The 16,053-nt window shown below is 71.2% G+C and carries 16 protein-coding genes; 7 read left to right on the top strand and 9 right to left on the bottom strand.

What is annotated here, in order from left to right:
- Positions 1-44 precede the first annotated feature (44 nt).
- Positions 45-1,430, bottom strand: a complete 1,386-nt coding sequence (locus FA582_RS07810; protein ID WP_010148430.1) for an IS1380 family transposase — start codon at positions 1,428-1,430, stop codon at positions 45-47.
- Positions 1,431-1,565: 135 nt separating this feature from the next.
- Here FA582_RS07810 and FA582_RS07805 point away from each other — a divergent pair, with 135 nt between their 5' ends.
- A complete protein-coding gene (locus tag FA582_RS07805) occupies positions 1,566-2,036 on the top strand; it encodes an Lrp/AsnC family transcriptional regulator (protein ID WP_010148428.1) in 471 nt (156 codons plus the stop codon).
- Between the two features lie 224 nt (positions 2,037-2,260).
- Here FA582_RS07805 and ybaK read toward each other — a convergent pair whose 3' ends face one another.
- Together ybaK and FA582_RS07795 are read right to left on the bottom strand one after the other, a co-directional pair.
- Complete coding sequence (gene ybaK / locus FA582_RS07800) at positions 2,261-2,752, bottom strand: Cys-tRNA(Pro) deacylase (protein WP_029540318.1); 492 nt, start codon at positions 2,750-2,752, stop codon at positions 2,261-2,263.
- A gap of 119 nt (positions 2,753-2,871) precedes the next feature.
- Positions 2,872-4,344, bottom strand: coding sequence for a KamA family radical SAM protein (locus FA582_RS07795; RefSeq protein ID WP_029540317.1), 1,473 nt, complete (start codon positions 4,342-4,344; stop codon positions 2,872-2,874).
- Positions 4,345-4,791: 447 nt separating this feature from the next.
- On the opposite strand from FA582_RS07795, the gene lnt reads away from it, so the two are divergent.
- The 4 genes from lnt (at position 4,792) to FA582_RS07775 (ending at position 8,244) form a co-directional block, all read left to right on the top strand.
- Complete coding sequence (gene lnt, locus FA582_RS07790; RefSeq protein WP_010146107.1) at positions 4,792-6,306, top strand: apolipoprotein N-acyltransferase; 1,515 nt, start codon at positions 4,792-4,794, stop codon at positions 6,304-6,306.
- A 9-nt stretch (positions 6,307-6,315) separates the two neighbouring features.
- The gene (locus FA582_RS07785) at positions 6,316-7,116 is read left to right on the top strand and encodes a polyprenol monophosphomannose synthase (protein ID WP_010146105.1); all 801 of its coding nucleotides are present in this window, start codon (positions 6,316-6,318) and stop codon (positions 7,114-7,116) included.
- Entirely contained in the window at positions 7,113-7,658 is a 546-nt protein-coding gene (locus tag FA582_RS07780) for an FxsA family protein (protein WP_010146104.1), read from the top strand. The genes FA582_RS07785 and FA582_RS07780 overlap by 4 nt, the downstream gene beginning before the upstream one ends.
- Before the next feature lie 226 nt (positions 7,659-7,884).
- The gene (locus FA582_RS07775; RefSeq protein WP_010146102.1) at positions 7,885-8,244 is read left to right on the top strand and encodes an RNA polymerase-binding protein RbpA; all 360 of its coding nucleotides are present in this window, start codon (positions 7,885-7,887) and stop codon (positions 8,242-8,244) included.
- 88 nt (positions 8,245-8,332) lie between these two features.
- On the opposite strand, the gene FA582_RS07770 is transcribed toward FA582_RS07775, so the two are convergent.
- Positions 8,333-9,721 (bottom strand): MFS transporter, encoded by a 1,389-nt coding sequence (locus tag FA582_RS07770; protein ID WP_010146101.1) that lies wholly within the window; start codon positions 9,719-9,721, stop codon positions 8,333-8,335.
- 118 nt (positions 9,722-9,839) lie between these two features.
- Here FA582_RS07770 and FA582_RS07765 point away from each other — a divergent pair, with 118 nt between their 5' ends.
- Entirely contained in the window at positions 9,840-10,022 is a 183-nt protein-coding gene (locus tag FA582_RS07765) for a CsbD family protein (RefSeq protein WP_010146100.1), read from the top strand.
- 98 nt (positions 10,023-10,120) lie between these two features.
- Here the strand turns inward: FA582_RS07765 and FA582_RS07760 are convergent, their stop codons facing one another.
- Entirely contained in the window at positions 10,121-11,569 is a 1,449-nt protein-coding gene (locus FA582_RS07760; protein WP_010146099.1) for an AI-2E family transporter, read from the bottom strand.
- Entirely contained in the window at positions 11,566-12,423 is an 858-nt protein-coding gene (locus FA582_RS07755; protein ID WP_010146098.1) for a D-hexose-6-phosphate mutarotase, read from the bottom strand. The genes FA582_RS07760 and FA582_RS07755 overlap by 4 nt, the downstream gene beginning before the upstream one ends.
- A gap of 80 nt (positions 12,424-12,503) precedes the next feature.
- On the opposite strand from FA582_RS07755, the gene FA582_RS07750 reads away from it, so the two are divergent.
- Positions 12,504-13,562 carry an acyltransferase gene (locus tag FA582_RS07750; RefSeq protein WP_010146097.1) on the top strand — a complete coding sequence of 353 codons (1,059 nt, stop codon included), beginning with the start codon at positions 12,504-12,506 and terminating at the stop codon, positions 13,560-13,562.
- A 1-nt stretch (position 13,563) separates the two neighbouring features.
- On the opposite strand, the gene FA582_RS07745 is transcribed toward FA582_RS07750, so the two are convergent.
- From FA582_RS07745 to FA582_RS07735, 3 genes are all read right to left on the bottom strand, one after another.
- A complete protein-coding gene (locus FA582_RS07745) occupies positions 13,564-13,923 on the bottom strand; it encodes a single-stranded DNA-binding protein (protein WP_010146095.1) in 360 nt (119 codons plus the stop codon).
- Positions 13,924-14,032: 109 nt separating this feature from the next.
- A complete protein-coding gene (locus FA582_RS07740) occupies positions 14,033-14,857 on the bottom strand; it encodes an aldo/keto reductase (RefSeq protein ID WP_010146094.1) in 825 nt (274 codons plus the stop codon).
- A 47-nt stretch (positions 14,858-14,904) separates the two neighbouring features.
- A complete protein-coding gene (locus FA582_RS07735) occupies positions 14,905-15,945 on the bottom strand; it encodes a YihY/virulence factor BrkB family protein (protein WP_010146093.1) in 1,041 nt (346 codons plus the stop codon).
- Between the last annotated feature and the right edge of the window lie 108 nt (positions 15,946-16,053).

Raw genomic sequence — 16,053 nt, 5'->3', positions numbered from 1 at the left:
GGCGATTTTCCAAGGTCCTTGGTCGTCGGGACGGGGGTCTGCGTTCAGGTGAACGAGGTGCGGATCCGTTCCCAGCCGGTGGCGATCGTGGTGGCCCAGGCCCAGGTCTTGTCGATGCGCAGGCGGACCTGTCGGGCGCCGTGGGTGATCCGCGCGGCGACGTGCAGGACGCGGTAGCGGAACGCGGCGATCTCGCACCTGGCCAGGGTCGGGTTGTCGGCGAAGGCGATGAGCTTGGTCCAGGCGATCAGGTCGGTGGCCATCAGGACCACTTCGAGCCAGGCCGCGTTCTCGTTCCACGCCCTGCAGGGCAGGTTGCGCAGGCCGGTGGCCTTGGCCTGGCGGATGCGGTCCTCGACCCGGGCGTGCTGGCGGTGGCGTAGTTCCAGCCCAGCGATCTGCCCGGGAACTACCCCGGGGCCGGTGTCGGTCAGGAACGCAGTGACTCGCATCCCGTCGGCGTCGGTGAAAGTCAGTTGCGCACCGGGGTGGGGACGTTCCTTGCGCAGGATCAGCCGGGAACCCGCCGGCCAGGCCGACAGGTCCACGTTGCCGGTGACCTCGGCCACCCAGGCCCCGTCCCGCAGGTCGCCGTCGGTCTGGATCGCTGGGTGCCAACAGTCCTCGGGGATGGCATCGACGATGTCCTGGACGCGGAAGTCGACGGGAAACCCGAAGGAGAACCCGACCCCAGCCTTGCGGCACGCGGCGGCGAAAGCGTGCGTGGCACCGGCGGAGTCCGACCGGGCCAGCACCCGCGGGCCCTCCGGGTCACCCGGACGGGGTCGGGCGTGCTCGGGCAGCGCGGCCAACGCCTGCTTCAGCACGGTGACGTGGTCCGTGGCGGTGTTGGACCCGGCGTTGCCCTTGCGCAGCAACCCGGCCAGCGCCTCCCCGCCGGCGATCTCCGGACGGTCCAGGAACGCCAGCAGCGGATGGAACCCAAACGTGCGTTTCCAGGTCGCGGCCGCGTTCTCCTTCTCACTGTGGGCGATGGTGATCGTGGCATCGAAGTCGATCGCCAGCTCCTGCGATAGGTCAGGGCCCGCCCCCGCGGCCCATGCCTTGGCCCGCGCCGCGGCCCGCGCGGCACGCACCGCGCCCAAGTGGTCGGCATCGACCCGGTCCAGGACCCGCCACGCGGTAGGCATCGAGGCCACCGGCCCGAAGACCCCTTCCCGGTCGCCCAGCACCTCGATCCCGGTGATCGCGTCGGCGCCATCGCCAACCGCAACGGCGACATCGGTCAGCACCCGGCCCGGGGCGTGGACCCACGGCCCGCGGTAGGTGTCGGCCAGCACCTCGTCCAAAGCGTTGACCAGGCCGGTGTACTCGGCCATCTCCCGCAACATCCCCAACCCCGCGTGGGACACCACGCCCTCGCCATCAGCGCTGACCTTCACCCGACGAACTGACCCGTTACGCTTCACCTTGGAAGTGCTCCTCGAACTGCGATGACGTGGACTCTCGACAAGTCACATCGTCCCAGTTCAGGAGCACTTTCCATGTCATCTCAAGGCCCGCGTCGCCCCACCGCGTGAAACGCCGAGGCTAGGGTTGCCCCCATGGAGCCCCTGGATCGCCACATCGTCACCGTCCTGGCCCAGGACGGACGCATCAGCTTCGCCGACCTGGGGCGACAGGTGGGCCTCTCGACCTCGGCGGTGCACCAGCGGGTGCGGCGCCTGGAGGAGCGGGGCATCATCACCGGTTACCGCGCCGTCGTCGACTACGCCTCGGTCGGGCTGCCGCTCACCGCGCTCATGTCCGTCACGCCCTTCGACCCCTCCGACGACGACGACATCCCCGAGCGCCTCGCGCACATCGAGGAGATCGTCGCCTGCTGGTCGGTCGCCGGCGACGAGAACTACGTCTTGCTCATCCGCGTCCCCCGACCGCAGGACCTCGAGGAGCTCCTCGGCCGGATCCGCCAGGTCGGCTCGTGCTCGACCAACACGACGATCGTCCTGTCGACGCCGTGGGAGGACCGCCTGGGCGCCCTGCCGCTGGAGTCCCCGGATCCGCCCACGACCTGAGCAGGGCGACCATCTGCGGCGCTCGGTCGGGTGTGGGGCGACCATCTGCGGCGCTCGGTCGGGTGTGGGACGACCATCTGCGGCGCTCGGTCGGGTGTAGGGCGACCATCTGCGGCGCTCGGTCGGGGGTGGGGCGACCATCTGCGGCGCTCGGTGGGGTGTGGGGCGACCATCTGCGGCGCTCGGTCGGGTGTGGGGCGACCATGTGCGGCGCTCGGTCGGGTTCAGCGGCGGGCGATCGGAGCCGTGGTCCCGCGGGTCGCCGTCAGGAGGTCCTGCGGGGCCAGCTCGAGGTCCAGCCCACGCTTGCCGCCGCTCACCAGGACGGTGTCGAAGCCGAGAGCTGAGTCGTCCAGCACCGTGGGGAGCGCCTTGCGCTGGCCGATCGGGCTGATCCCGCCCACGACATACCCCGTGCTGCGCTCAGCGAGGGCCGGGTCGGCCATCGCGACCTTCTTCATGCCCATGGCGGCAGCGATCGCCTTGAGGTCCAGCAGCGCGTCGACGGGCACGATCCCGACGGCCAGCCCGTCCTCGGCCTGGACCAGCAGTGTCTTGAAGACCCGCTCGGGATCCACGCCCAGGGCGCTCGCCGCCTCCAGCCCGTAGGACTGCGCCGCCGGGTCGTGCTCGTAGGACCGCACGGCATACCGGACCCCGGCGCGGTCGAGCGCGACCGTCGCCGGGGTGCCCCCGGACTGCTTCTTCTTCGCCACGACGTCAGGGTATGCCTCCACTCACCACCGAGCGCCGCAGATGGTTGCTCTACGACCCACCGAGCGTCGCAGATGGTCGCCCAGCGACCCACCGAGCGTCGCAGATGGTTGCTGGCTCCTCAGGCGAGCTGGTCGACCGAGGCCTGTCGGGAGGCGGCGGCCGCCGCCACGGCCTTCTCCTGCTGGCCGGCCTCGTCGGTGCCGTGCACGTCCTCGGCCTGCTGACGCCACCACTCCTGGCCGCTGGACGGGAGGGTGTCGATCGGGTCGTAGTAGACGTACTCGGCGCTGGTGACGTCGACGTCCTCCGCCTCGATCGAGGTGCGGTAGTTCTTGCGCCAGTAGGAGATGCCGCGCTCGGTGTCGTAGGTGTCGACCTGGTGCACCCACCGCTTGCCGACGAAGGGCACGTCGCAGACGATCCGCGGGGTGGCGAAGCCGGGCAGGTAGCCCAGAATGGAGTGCTGGAGGTGCTGGGCGTGCGCCAGCGAGACCCGCCAGTGCTCGCTGAACGGGATCATGTCGCACATGTAGAAGTAGTAGGGCGTGATCATCGCCTCGTCGGCCATGGCGAAGCACAGGTCGAGCAGCTGCGCCGAGGTGTCGTTGACCCCGCGCATGAGGACGCCCTGGTTGCGGACGTCGCGGATCCCGGCCTCCAGCATGACCTTGCTCGCCTCGGCGACCAGCGGGGTCACCGACTGGGCGGCGTTAGTGTGGGTGTGGATGGCCAGGCCGACCCCGCGCTCGCGGGCCTTGCGCGCGACCCGGGTGACGCCCTCGACGGTGTCCGGCGCGAGCCAGTGCTGAGGCATACCCATGAGCGCCTTGGTCGCCAGCCGCACGTCGCGGATGTTGTCGATGTCGAGCAGCTGGTCCAGCCAGGACTCGAGGTTCTTCCACGGCATGTTGGCCACGTCACCGCCGGAGACGACGACGTCGCGCACGCCCGGCGTGGCCCGCAGGTAGTCGAGGATCGCGGTATGCCGGTCCACCGGCTTGCCGGCGAGCTTGAGCTTGGTGACCGTCGGGGTGGAGTTGCCGACGAGATCCATGCGGGTGCAGTGGCCGCAGTACTGCGGGCAGGTCGGCAGCATCTCGGCCAGCACCTTGGTCGGGTAGCGGTGGGTCAGCCCCTCAGCGACCCACATGTCGTGCTCGTGCAGGCTGTCGCGCGTGGCGTAGGGGTGGCTGGACCAGTCGGTGCGGCGGTCGGAGAAGACCGGGAGCATGTAGCGCCGCACCGGGTCGGCGTAGAACGCGGCGGTGAAGTCGGCCCCGGCGGCGGGCATACGCCCGTCGGCCCAGGTGGGCTCGCTGACGATGGTGTTGAGCATCTGCGGGGGGAGCAGCATCGACATCGTCGCCCGCTCGGTCTGGTCCCGCTCCAGGTCGGTGTAGAACTCCTCGGTCAGCAGGTCACCCATGACGGTGCGCAGCTGACGGATGTTCTTGACGCAGTTGACCCGCTGCCACTGGACGTCGGCCCACTGCTGGGCGGTGATGTCCTTCCAGCCGGGCAGGCGGGTCCAGTCGGGCTCGACCAGCTCGCGACGTCGGTACGCGTAGGGCTGCTCCATCTGTGCGCTCATACCCACATGCTACGGAAATCGTACGGTGAAGGCGAGCATCTGCCGGAGGATTTCTTGCAAGATGCGGATTCGGCAGGATGATTGAGCGTCTACAGTCCTTCTGGCGCAGAGAATGCTGTCCCCACGGCCAGTATCAAGCCCGACGGCGTGTCCGCATCCGACACGCCGAGCAGGGTGGGAAGTTCCGCGCGAGGGGCTGCGTCGACCTGCCCCACTGACCAGCAGATTTGCGCATCGTCGCAGGTCAGGGCAATGTTGACAGGGTGGCACACGGCCACCTACCTTCGAACCTGTCCCTCGGGCGTGATGCGCCCGTCTGGGGAGCCAGGACCCCGAGCACCGAGTAGACAACGAGTTCGCGCGAGCCGCCAGCCACGCACGACTCGGCCCCAAAGGTGCCGGGGTCCGGCCATGTCCGGACCCAGTCCGGGCACGTACCCTGCTCTCATGCTCCTGCCTCTGCGTCTGCTGCTCGCGACCCTCGGCGGAGTGTCGTTGTGGCTGGCCTTCCCGGGCTTCGACCTGTGGTTCCTCGCGCCGGTGGGGTGCGCCGCCCTCGCAGCGGCCACCGCGGGCGCCTCGATCCGTACCGGCCTGGCCGCCGGGATGCTGCTCGGTCTCATCTGGTTCGGCCCGATGTTCACCTGGGCCAGCACCTACGCCGGGATCGCGCCGTGGCTGGGCATGGTCATCGCCTCCGCGCTCTACCCCGCCGCGCTCGGGGGCCTGCTGGCGTTCCTGCAGCGCGGGGGAGCGGTGCGACCCGTCGTCGGCGCCGCGGCCTGGGTGCTCATGGAGTATGCCCGGTCCACCACCCCCTTCGGCGGCTTCCCGTGGGCCCGGCTCGGCTTCAGCCAGGCCGACAGCCCGCTCCTCGGGGTGGCCGGCGTGGTCGCCGTCACCGGGCTGGGGTTCGTCGTCGCCCTCGTCGGAGGGTTGCTCGCCCGGGCCGGCCAGCTGCTGCTTAGCGGACCCCGCGGGTCTCGCCGCCCCTGGCCCGCCCTGGGGATGGCCTCGCTGGCGGTGGCGGTGACCATCGCCCCGCTGCTCCTGCCTCGTCCGCAGGACGGAGAGCCGCTCCAGGTCGCCGCCGTGCAGGGCGACATCCCTCCCGGCTTCACCCGCACGCTCACCGCCGAGCCCGGCGCCATGCTGGAGCGCTACACGACCATGACCGACGACCTGGCGACCCGGGTGGAGGCCGGGGACGCGGCATACCCCGACGTGGTGCTCTGGCCCGAGGGCGCCAGTGACCTGGACCCGCTGCGCCCGGTCTCGGGGGAGCGGGCGACGGCACAGATCATGCGTTCGGTGGACGCGATCGACGCCCCGGTCCTGCTGGGCACGACCTCCTACGGAGAGGGGGACGCACCCCGCAACCTCATGCTCGAGATGGTGCCGGGGGAGGGCGTCGACGAGATCTACCAGAAGGTCTACCTCGCTCCCTTCGGCGAGCGGATGCCGTTGCGCGGGCTGCTGCGCCACCTCTCACCATGGGTGGATCGGATCACCGACTTCGAGGCCGGCACCGAGCCGGGGGTCCTCGACGTCGACCTGCGCGACGGCAGGACGGTGCCCTTGGGCCTGGCCATCTGCTTCGAGGTCGTCGTCGACCCGGCCATGCGCGACCTGGTCGTGGGTGGTGCCGAGCTCATCGTGGTGCCGACCAGCAACATCTGGTTCGGTGAGGGTGACCAGTCCGTGCAGCACCTCGCCTCCTCCCGGGTGCGCGCGGTGGAGTACGGCCGGTCGGTGGTCCACATCAGCAATGTCGGCGTCTCGGCGCTCATCACCCCTGACGGCGCGGCGCACGAGCGCACGGGGTTGTTCACCCAGGCCCTGCTCGAGGGTGAGGTCCCGCTACGCAGCGAGCAGACCCTGGCCGTGCACACCGGACCGTGGGTGGTCCCGGCGGCGCTGCTCGTGGTGCTCGTGGGTCTGCTGCGCCGTCGTACTCGTTAGGCTGCGCCGATGACCTCCCGTGATCCGTTGCGCCGCGTCTGCGTGTGCATCCCGACCTACCAGGAGCGTGCCTCCCTCCCCGGGGTGCTGCAGCGGCTGCGGCAGGCCGTGCCCGAGGCCGACGTCCTGGTCATCGACGACGCCAGCCCGGACGGCACGGGCGCGCTCGCGGACGGCATCGCGGCCCACGACGACCGCGTCCACGTCCTCCACCGGCCCGGCAAGGAGGGCCTCGGCCCCGCCTACCTGGCCGGGTTCGCGTGGGCGGCCGAGCGCGGCTACGACGCCGTCGTGGAGATGGACGCCGACGGCTCGCACCAGCCCGAGCAGCTGCCCGCGCTGCTCGCGGCGGCCGACAGCGGCGGGGGTGCGGACGTCGTCATCGGGTCGCGGTGGATCCCCGGCGGATCGGTGCACCGGTGGCCCCAGCACCGCAAGGCCCTGTCGGTGGGCGCCAACACGTATACCCGCCTGGCCCTGGGCCTGCCCGTCCACGACGCGACCGCCGGGTTCCGCGTCTACCGGCTGCCGCAGCTGACCCGGCTCGTGTCAGGCCCGGTCGCCTCCCAGGGCTACTGCTTCCAGGTCGACCTCACGCTGCGGGCGGTCGAGCAGGGGCTGCGCGTCGTCGAGGTCCCCATCGCCTTCGTGGAGCGCGTCGAGGGCACCTCCAAGATGACGGGAGACATCGTGCGCGAGGCGATGGTCCGCGTCGGGGTATGGGCCGTGATGCGCCGGTCACGACAGGTGCGGGAACACCTGACCCGCCGGAGCCGTTCTCGTTGGCACCACCCGGAGGAGGCCATGTGAGTACCACCGACCACCCCGGCAGGACCCGGCGGAGACCGGTCCTGCGCTGGATCCTGCTGGCCATCGTGCTGCTGCCGATCGTGGAGATCGCGGTGCTCATCATGGTCGGCCAGAGCATCGGGCTGTGGTGGACCCTCGCGCTCATCGTCGCGGTGGCCGTCCTCGGCACCTGGCTCGCCCGGCGCGAGAGCGGCCGGACCTATCGCGCCCTCCAGCAGGCGGTGAACTCGGGCCGGATGCCCGCCGATGAGGTCACCGACGCGATCCTGCTCATGGTCGGGGGGTTCCTGCTCCTGCTGCCCGGCTTCGTCAGCGACGTGCTGGCGCTGATCCTCGTGCTGCCCTTCACCCGCCCGATGGCGCGTCGTCTGCTCCAGGCGGTGGTCGCGAGCCGGGCGCTGGTCGTCGTCAGTGGGTCTCCAGGTGCCGCCGGGCGCCGCCCGGGGCGGGCTCCCGGGTCCGGCACGGTCATCGACGGCGAGATCGTCGACGAGCAGCCTCCCCCGTGGGATGGCGGGACGCGGCCACCGCTGTCGCGTTGACGCGTCAACTGGTCAGCGGTGCGCCTCCGGCGCTATACTTATACGTCACCCCCACGGAGACCTCTGCGTCCGGCCTGCCCGGAACCGCTGTCGCCCGGGGAACACGGGGCAGTCAGTCAGCGTTGACACCGGAAGAATTGCGCCGCCGGTCCACGTCGACGGTGCCCCGACCACGAGACATCGATCGATCACACGTGTCCGAGGACACGATGGGAGTGGAAGACTTATGGCAGAGAGGTCCCTACGCGGCACCAACCTCAGCTGGCTCTCCTTCGAGAGCGACGAGGGCGTCACCTTCAGCGACCGCGAGATCAGCCGCTACGTCTGCCCCGAGGGGCACGTCAGCGAGCTGCCCTTCTCGGTCGAGGCGGAGATCCCGCCGCTCTGGGAGTGCCGTTGCGGGCTCGACGCCAAGCTCGAGAACGGCCCGGAGCCGGAGGTCAAGGCGACCAAGCCGCAGCGCACCCACTGGGACATGCTGCTGGAGCGCCGCTCCATCCCCGAGCTCGAGGAGCTGCTCGAGGAGCGCCTGGCCCTCCTGCGCGAGATGCGCGGGGAGAAGCCGCGCCGCAAGCGCAGCGCCTGAGGCATACCCAGCACGCATCACCCACAGGGGCGGGGCACCAGCGATGGTGCCCCGCCCCTGTGCGTGCTTGCCCGGACGGGCGTGGACCTCACACCTTGCGCGGCTGCTCGTTGCCGGCCATCTCGATGCCCCGCCGCATGTCCACGCGGGTGAGGATGAGGCCACCGACGACGAAGAACGCGATCGTCACGAGGATCGCGGGCCGGTAGGACCCGGTGAGCTGGTAGGTCAGGCCGAAGGCGAGTGTCCCGAACCAGCTCGTTCCGCGCTCCATCGCCTGGTAGAAGCTGAAGTACTCCGACTCACGGCCCGTCGGCACGAGCTGGGAGTAGAGCGAGCGCGACAGGGCCTGGGTGCCACCCATCACCGTGCCGATGAAGACCGCGCAGACCAGCCAGATGGTGAAGGCCCCGGTCGGGACGAAATAGGCGAAGGCGACGACGAGGGTCCACATGACGAGGCCGCCGAGCACCGTGCGCTTGGCCCCGACGCGGCTCGCGATCCACCCGAAGACGAGCGCTCCGCCGAAGGCGACGAACTGCACGAGCAGGATCGTGATGATGAGCTGGCTGGTGTCGAAGCCCAGGGCCTCGCTGCCGTAGAGGCTGGCCGAGGAGATGACCGTCTGGATGCCGTCGTTGAAGAAGAGGTAGGCCAGCAGGAAGAGCAGGGTGTGCGGGTAGCCGCGCAGGTCGCCGAAGGTGTCCCGCAGCTGGGTGGCGGTGCCCCGCAGCACGCCGGCGGAGCGTTCGACCGGGGGAGCGGTGGTGCCTCTGATCCGGCGCAGGCCGATGACGGGGATGAGGGTGAACAGCCCCCACCAGAGGCCGGCGGACAGCAGGTTGAGCCGCACCGCCATGGTGTAGGAGATCCCGAGCGCCTCGTGGGCCTGCATGAGACCGAGGTTGAGCGCCAGGAGCAGGCCACCACCGAGGTAGCCCAGGGCCCACGCGCGTGAGGACACGCGGTCGCGGTCGTCGGGTGAGGCCACCCGGACCAGGAGGGCGTCGTAGACCACCGTGGAGGCGCCGAGGCACAGGTTGGCCACGACGATGAGCAGCACCCCCAGCTCCCAGTTGCTGCCCTGCAGGAAGAACATCGAGGCGGCCGCTGCCGCACCGACCCAGGCCAGCCCGCCGAGGAGCCAGGTGGGCCGCGGGTGGCGGTCGGCGATGGCTCCCACGAAGAGCAGCACGATCGCCGACACCAGGGTGGCGACGGTGATGGTGTAGGGCGCGACGGCGCCGACGGCGACAGGGATGCCGAGCACCGACAGCATCTGGTCGCAGGATTGCCCCTCGGCGAGGTCGGGGCAGGCGTCCGCCCGGGCCAGCGCGGTGAGGTAGGGGGCGATGAGGACGGTGCCCGTCGTGGTGACGTAGGCCGAGTTGGCCCAGTCGTACCACCCGAAGGCGCGTTGGTGGGACCGGGTGCGTTCGGCGGCGGGGTCGGCCCGCGTCGCCGGGGGAGTGGTCATGGCGTCATCGTAGGGAACGTGTCACCGGCAGCGCGCAGGCGCGACGACGACCTTTCGGGTTGCGCGAGCCAGCCACCGGGGTGAGGCTGGGGGTGTTTCCCGACGAAAGGAGCCGGACATGGGTCTCGGAGACAAGATCTCGAACAAGGCTGAAGAGCTGATGGGCAAGGCCAAGGAGGGCTACGGCGACGCCACCGACAACGAGCGCGTCGAGGCCGAGGGCCAGGCCGACCAGGCGAGCGCCAACACCAAGCAGGCCGGCGAGCACGTCAAGGACGCCTGGAAGGACGCCACCAAGTAAGTCCTTGGTCGGTCCGTCAGGACCTCTCAGCGACGACACCCCCGGGCGCATCGGCCGGGGGTGTCGTGCGTCGGCAGTCAGTGGGGGTCCGGACGACCCTAGGACCGCGTGGCGTCGGTGTCCTCGAGGTCGTCGCGGTCCCGACGCCGGATGGGGGAGAGCAGCCGGTCGCGCAGCGAGGCGGCGATCTCGGTGGTCCGGCCCAGCATGGCGACCCTGGCCGCGCCCTGCTCGTCCTGGGCCTGGAGGTAGGCCTGGCGGGCCCGCAGCTGGAAGAGCGGCGCCTCGCTCTCGGCCCGGGCGGCCGCCTCGCGACCCTCGGCCGTGACGTTGCGCAGGTCGTCGACGTGCAGCTCCCCGGTGCGCAGGTCGAGGTGCTCGCTGCCGAAACGCATGAGGGTGAGCGCGGAGGCCAGCACCGGCACCGCGAGGAAGGCACCGAGCACCCCCCAGAGGGTGCCTCCGGCGGCGACGCCGAGCAGGACGATGACCGGGTGCATCGCCATGACCCGGCTGTGCATGAGCGGGGCGACGAAGGTGCTCTCCAGCTGCTGGACGAGCAGGACGATGGCCAGCACCCACAGCGCGGCGCCCCAGCCCAGCGACACCAGGGCCACGAGCACCGCGAGCCCACCGGCGACGAAGGCGCCGACGATGGGGATGAAGGACAGGAAGAACGTGATCACGGCCAGGGCGAAGGCCAGGGGCACCTGCAGGATCACCAGGCCGAGACCGATGAAGAGCGAGTCGACGGCGGCGACCACGGCCTGGGCCCGCAGGAACCCGCCGAGGGTCACCCAGATCCGCGCCAACGCCTCGGTGAGGTAGAGGCCGGCCGTGCGACCGACGGACTTGCGGACCCAGGGCAGGAAGCGATGGCCGTCCTTGAGGAAGAAGAAGGTGAGGACGAGCACGAGCACCGTGGTGACGAGGATCGACCCGACCGCCGTGATGGTCGAGAGAGCACCCTCGGCGACGATGCTGGCCCGTGACTCGAGCCACTGCGTGGCGCGCGTCACGTAGTCGTCCAGCTGCTCGCTCTGCAGGTTGACGGGAGGCCCGGAGAGCCAGTCCAGCACGATGTCCGCCCCGGCAGCGGCGTTGTCGGCCACCTGCCGCAGCTGTCCACCGACGCCGGGGGCGATCGCGGCGATGATGCCGCCGAACACCCCGAGCGCGCCCAGCAGCACGGTGGCGGCCGCGAGACCGCCTGGCCACCGGTGGGCCCGCAGCCAGCGGACGGTGGGCCACAGCACCGAGCTGACGATGAGCGCGAGGATGATCGGCAGGACCCCGACCCAGATGCGGCCGACGATGTAGAGGATGACGACGGCCGCGGCGACGACGAGCAGGAAGCGCCAGGACCACGCCGCGGCGCTGCGCAGGCCCTGGAGGATGAGCGCCCCGCGGTCGACCTCGGGTGTCCTCGGCGCCTCCTCGACCACGCCCTCCTGGTCGCCCTCCGAGGGGAGGTCGGTGTCGAGGGTGGGGGCGTCCTCGACCTGGTCCGTGTCGTCCCTGGCGCTCGTCGTCCCCTCCGGCCTCATGCCTGCACCTCGACGGTGATCGTGCACTCCACGGTATGCGTGGCGCCGGGCGCGATCTCGAGCCTGCGGTCACCGGTGGCGGCGGTCTCGACGCAGAGGAAGCGACGCCACTCCTGCGCGCCGAGGTCACCGATCGTGGCGGCCTTCTCCTCCCCGGGGTTCCACACCACCGTCTGCGTCGACCCCTGCGTGGTGAGCACAAGGCGCCGCCGGCCGTCGTGGACCTCGACACACGGGTCACCGGGGGAGTCCAGGACGCTGTCGGTCTCGCCCTCGATCCGCATCAGCCCCTCCTGCCGGTCGCGTCGGCCGGTGACCTTGTCGAGGTAGTCCGCACCGTCCAGGCCGGTGACCGTGACCCGCTCCACGTCGCCGATGCCGAGGTAGGTGTGCAGGGCGGCCTCGACCGCAAGGACCGCGGTGCCCGGGTTGGTGATCGCCAGGCTCAGCCGCAGGCCGGGGTGCGGGTCCTCCTCGAGCAGGGTGACGGCATACCTCAGCCGGAAGGGGCCCGGGACGTGCTCCGCCCCAGGGGCGTCGGCGACGTCGGCGTCGGTGAGCGTCCACGCCCACACCTCCTCGCCCTGCGCCGGGTCGGTGCTCCACCTCGTCGTCCGGACCGGTCCGTGGCTGGGGGAGAGGTCGCCCTGCGGCCCCGCGGCGAACCACGGGAAGCAGAGGGGCACCCCGCCCCGGATCGGTCTGCTGCCGTCCAGCACGGCCCGTTCGCTGCACCAGATCACGGGCTCGCCGTCGACGTCCCAGGTCGCGAGGTGCGCCCCGACGTCGTAGGCGACGAGGCGGGATCGGCCCCGCTGTGCGGTGAGGGGGGTCATGGAGGTGGCGGAAGGCATACCGCACAGGCTACGGCGACCCACCGACGAAGTGCCGTCCGATCCGCCCGGATCAGCGTCCTCGATGAGAGGGTGGGGCCATGCCGGGCACGGAGTGGATCAGCTGGCTGCGGTGCGTCGCGGTCTACGGCGTGGTCCTCATCCACACGGTCGGGGCGACGGCCACCGCTGGCGCCGACGGCGCCGTCGGCCCGGTCGACGGCTGGGTGGCGCGTGCCCTCGACCTCCCGTTCGTCTGGGTCGTCCCCGTCTTCGTCATGGTCTCCGGGGCGTTGACCCTGGATCCGGCACGTTTCCGGGGGACGGGGGAGTTCGTGCGCAAACGGGTGTGGCGACTCGTCCCGGCGCTCGTGGTCTGGAACCTCGTCTACCTCACCTACCTCGGTCTCACCCGCCCCGGTTGGCTGGCCGGCCCGGCGGACGCGCTACAGCGGGTCCTCGTCGGCCAGGTCGCCCCGCACCTCTACTTCTTCTGGATCGTCCTCGGCCTGTCGCTGCTCACCCCTGTGCTGGTGCCGTGGATCGATCGCACCGGACGCAGGGAGTGGGTCCTCGCCGGTGTGGTGGCGTATGCCGTGCCCATCCTGTCCCTCTGGCCGCTCGGCCCTGGCGGGGAACCGGTCGGGGTGACGCACGCGGCGTGGACCTGGTGGCTGCCCTACCTCGGGGCCTACCTCCTCGGCTGGGGCCTGCGTGGCGTGCGTCTGCCGACCCGGTGGGTCCCGGTGCTCCTCGCGCTGGTCCTGGCTCTGGCCGTGCTCCTGACGTGGCAGTGGAAGAATCCGGGCGCCCCGGCATGGCTGCAGGACTGGGCAGGGGCGCACTACTACTCACCGACCGTGGCGCTGCTCTCGGTCAGCGTCTATCTGCTGGCGCAGACGCTGGTCCGGTCCGGAGGCGCTCTGGCGGTCCTCACCTCCTCGCGGGTCATGGCGCTGGTCGACCCGGTCGGGCGGGCGACCCTGGGGATCTTCGCCGTGCACTTCCTCGTGCTGCTCGTCGTCACCGACACCGGCGTGCTGGGCGAGCCGGTCTCCTCGTGGCCGCTGCTCGTCCTGCGCTTCCTCGTGGTGGCGGCGATGACGACGGGGCTGGTGCTGCTGCTGCGCCGGGTGCCGGTGGTGCGCGCGGTGCTGTAGGTCATGGCTCCGTGAGCGACACCTTGCGCAGCGACGTCGCCTCGACGTCGTAGCGGGAGGCCGCGCCGGACCCCGTCCGGAAGAAGCGGCGCCGCAACGCACCCGTGACCTCCACCCCGACGCCGTCGTCGAGTCGGAGCGCGGCGGCCCGGGCCCGTGCGCTCCAGCAGCTCACGTCGATGGTGTCGACCCGTTGCGTCGACCCCGAGGAGCCGGCGCGTGAACGGGTCGTCGGTCGGGGGATGACCACCCTGAGCTGGACGAGGACGTCGCCGCTGGGGAGGTCGCGTTGCTCAGGGGCGCCGCTGACGCGGCCCCGCAGGTGCACCTCGTTGGCCGGTGCCGCCGCCGTTGTCGTCATGGGGACCACCCTGCGGGGTCCCGGACGTGCAGGGGAGGGGCCGTCCCCGATCTGTGGACGACTGGGCCCCGCCGCACCCGGTTGTGGACGACCCGAGGTCGCCCGGACCTCACATCTCCTCGTGGGTCTCCGGGTCGCCGTCGAAGAGCCGCCCGTCCTCGCGGCCCAGCGCGCTGATCGCGGCCACCTCCTGCTCGGTGAGCTCGACGCCGAGCACGTCGAGGTTGTCGCGCTGCCGCTGCGGCGTGCCGGACTTCGGCAACGGCATGATCCCGCGCTGCAGGTGCCAGCGCAGGATGACCTGGGCGGGGGAGACCCCGAGCCGCTGGGCGGGGGCGAGGACCGGTGCGGCGTCATACTGCGCCTGGCGCTTGCCCAGCGGGCTCCACGCCTGGGTGAGGATCCCCAGCTCCTCGTGGACCGGGAGGAGGTCGGCCTGGGGGAAGAGCGGGTGGCACTCGACCTGGTTGAGCACCGGGGCCTCACCGGTGGCCGCGACGACCTCGCGCAGGTGCGCCGGGGTGTAGTTGCTCGTGCCGACCCAGCGCACCAGCCCGCGCTCGCGGCACTCGATGAGCGCCTCCACGGCCTCGACGTAGCGGCCCTTCGACGGGTTCGGCCAGTGCACGAGGACGAGGTCGAGCCGGTCCAGCCCGAGCCGCTCCAGCGACTGCTCGACGGAGGCGATGGCCGACGCCCGCTCGTGCGCCCGACCCGGGAGCTTCGTGGCGACGAGCACCTCCTCGCGCGGCAGTCCGCTGCGCCGCAGCGCCTCGCCGACCTCCCGCTCGTTGTCGTAGTTCACCGCGGTGTCGAGGTAGCGGTAGCCCACCTCGAGCGCCGAGGTGATCGCCGTGACGCCCTCCTCGCCGCGCAACGGGTAGGTGCCGAAGCCGACGTGGGGGAGCGGGGTGCCGTCGCGGAGGGTATGCATACCCCCACCGTAGGTGCCGAGGCTTCGGGACGCCCGGGCACCGGTGGTCAGTCCGCGGACGCGGTGGTGCCGCGACTCTCGCCGTGCGGGATGAGGGTGCCGGTGACCTCGTGGTGGGGCCAGGCGAGAGTATGCGGCGCGGTCTGGGTGACGTAGTTGGGCGTCTCACGGGCATGCACCTCGGTCGGGACGACCGGCAGGTTGGTGTGCGGGGGGTTGGCGGTCCAGGCGGCGGTGAACATCACCCAGCGCAACCCCAGGTTGATCCAGACGATGAGGGTCGCCAGCACGGCGAAGGAGGCGAAGAGGGGGTTGTCCCAGGCCCCGATGACCTGCGTGCCCGCCAGCCGGAGCACACCCCAGCCCGCAGCCCCCAGCAACGCGCCCTTCCACCAGTCTGGGGAGGGCATACGCACCTTGGCCGTCACCCGGAACAAGAGGTAGAAGACGACGGCGTCCACGACGAAGGCGGCCAGCACGGCCGCGAGCCGGATGAAGAAGCCGCTCGTCCCGGTGCTGACCTCGAGCTCGCCCAGGACCGCCCGGGCCATGACGGCGGACCCGCTGAGCAGGGCGGAGGAGAGGAGCACCGCGAGGCTCAGCAGCACGATCCCCACGACGTCCCACCCCTTGCCCCGGAAAGGTCTCAACGGGGCACCAGTGAGGCCGAACATCGAGCGGATGCTGTTGCGCAGCCCGGTCATGACGTTGGTGGCGGTCCACAGCAGGACGGGGATCGAGATGAGGGTGGCCAGCGTCAGCGAGCGCTCCAGGACGAGCCGTTCGGGGTCGATGATCCCGCCGTTGGAGCCGTCGTTGATGAGACCGGGAAAGGCGGTGTTGATCGCCTGGATCACCCGGTCGAAGAGTTCGGGCTGACGGCCCAGCGTCGCTCGGAAGCCGTTGGTGAGGATCGTCACGGCGGCGGTCAGGGACACCAGCGCGGAGATGGTGACGCCTCCGGCCGACAGGTTGCCCCGCACCAGCAGGTAGCGCACGAAGGCCCGCACCACCCGGGAGGTGTCGACCCGGTGCACGGCGCGCCAGAACAGGTTGCGTTGCACCCCGTCGTCCTGTCCCTCTGCCACGCACCCTCCTCGCGCTCGTCCTGCTGAGGAGGTCACGGTATACCGCGTCCCTGCGGCATCCTGCACTCGCGCCGCCGGGGGGGATCCCGCCGACGGGAGCGGCGGTGG

It is taken from the genome of Serinicoccus profundi, from assembly GCF_008001015.1.
Taxonomy (GTDB): Bacteria; Actinomycetota; Actinomycetes; order Actinomycetales; family Dermatophilaceae; genus Ornithinicoccus; species Ornithinicoccus profundi.
This window is presented reverse-complemented; position numbering and strand designations above follow the sequence as displayed.

Excerpts from the sequence above, each read along its gene's own strand:
- FA582_RS07805 (WP_010148428.1), top strand. The coding sequence starts at position 1,566 with ATGGAGCCCCTGGATCGCCACATCGTCACCGTCCTGGCCCAGGACGGA.
- FA582_RS07795 (WP_029540317.1), bottom strand. The coding sequence starts at position 4,344 with ATGAGCGCACAGATGGAGCAGCCCTACGCGTACCGACGTCGCGAGCTG.
- lnt (WP_010146107.1), top strand. The coding sequence starts at position 4,792 with ATGCTCCTGCCTCTGCGTCTGCTGCTCGCGACCCTCGGCGGAGTGTCG.
- FA582_RS07785 (WP_010146105.1), top strand. The coding sequence starts at position 6,316 with ATGACCTCCCGTGATCCGTTGCGCCGCGTCTGCGTGTGCATCCCGACC.
- FA582_RS07775 (WP_010146102.1), top strand. The coding sequence starts at position 7,885 with ATGGCAGAGAGGTCCCTACGCGGCACCAACCTCAGCTGGCTCTCCTTC.
- FA582_RS07770 (WP_010146101.1), bottom strand. The coding sequence starts at position 9,721 with ATGACCACTCCCCCGGCGACGCGGGCCGACCCCGCCGCCGAACGCACC.
- FA582_RS07765 (WP_010146100.1), top strand. The coding sequence starts at position 9,840 with ATGGGTCTCGGAGACAAGATCTCGAACAAGGCTGAAGAGCTGATGGGC.
- FA582_RS07760 (WP_010146099.1), bottom strand. The coding sequence starts at position 11,569 with ATGAGGCCGGAGGGGACGACGAGCGCCAGGGACGACACGGACCAGGTC.
- FA582_RS07755 (WP_010146098.1), bottom strand. The coding sequence starts at position 12,423 with ATGCCTTCCGCCACCTCCATGACCCCCCTCACCGCACAGCGGGGCCGA.
- FA582_RS07750 (WP_010146097.1), top strand. The coding sequence starts at position 12,504 with ATGCCGGGCACGGAGTGGATCAGCTGGCTGCGGTGCGTCGCGGTCTAC.
- FA582_RS07745 (WP_010146095.1), bottom strand. The coding sequence starts at position 13,923 with ATGACGACAACGGCGGCGGCACCGGCCAACGAGGTGCACCTGCGGGGC.
- FA582_RS07740 (WP_010146094.1), bottom strand. The coding sequence starts at position 14,857 with ATGCATACCCTCCGCGACGGCACCCCGCTCCCCCACGTCGGCTTCGGC.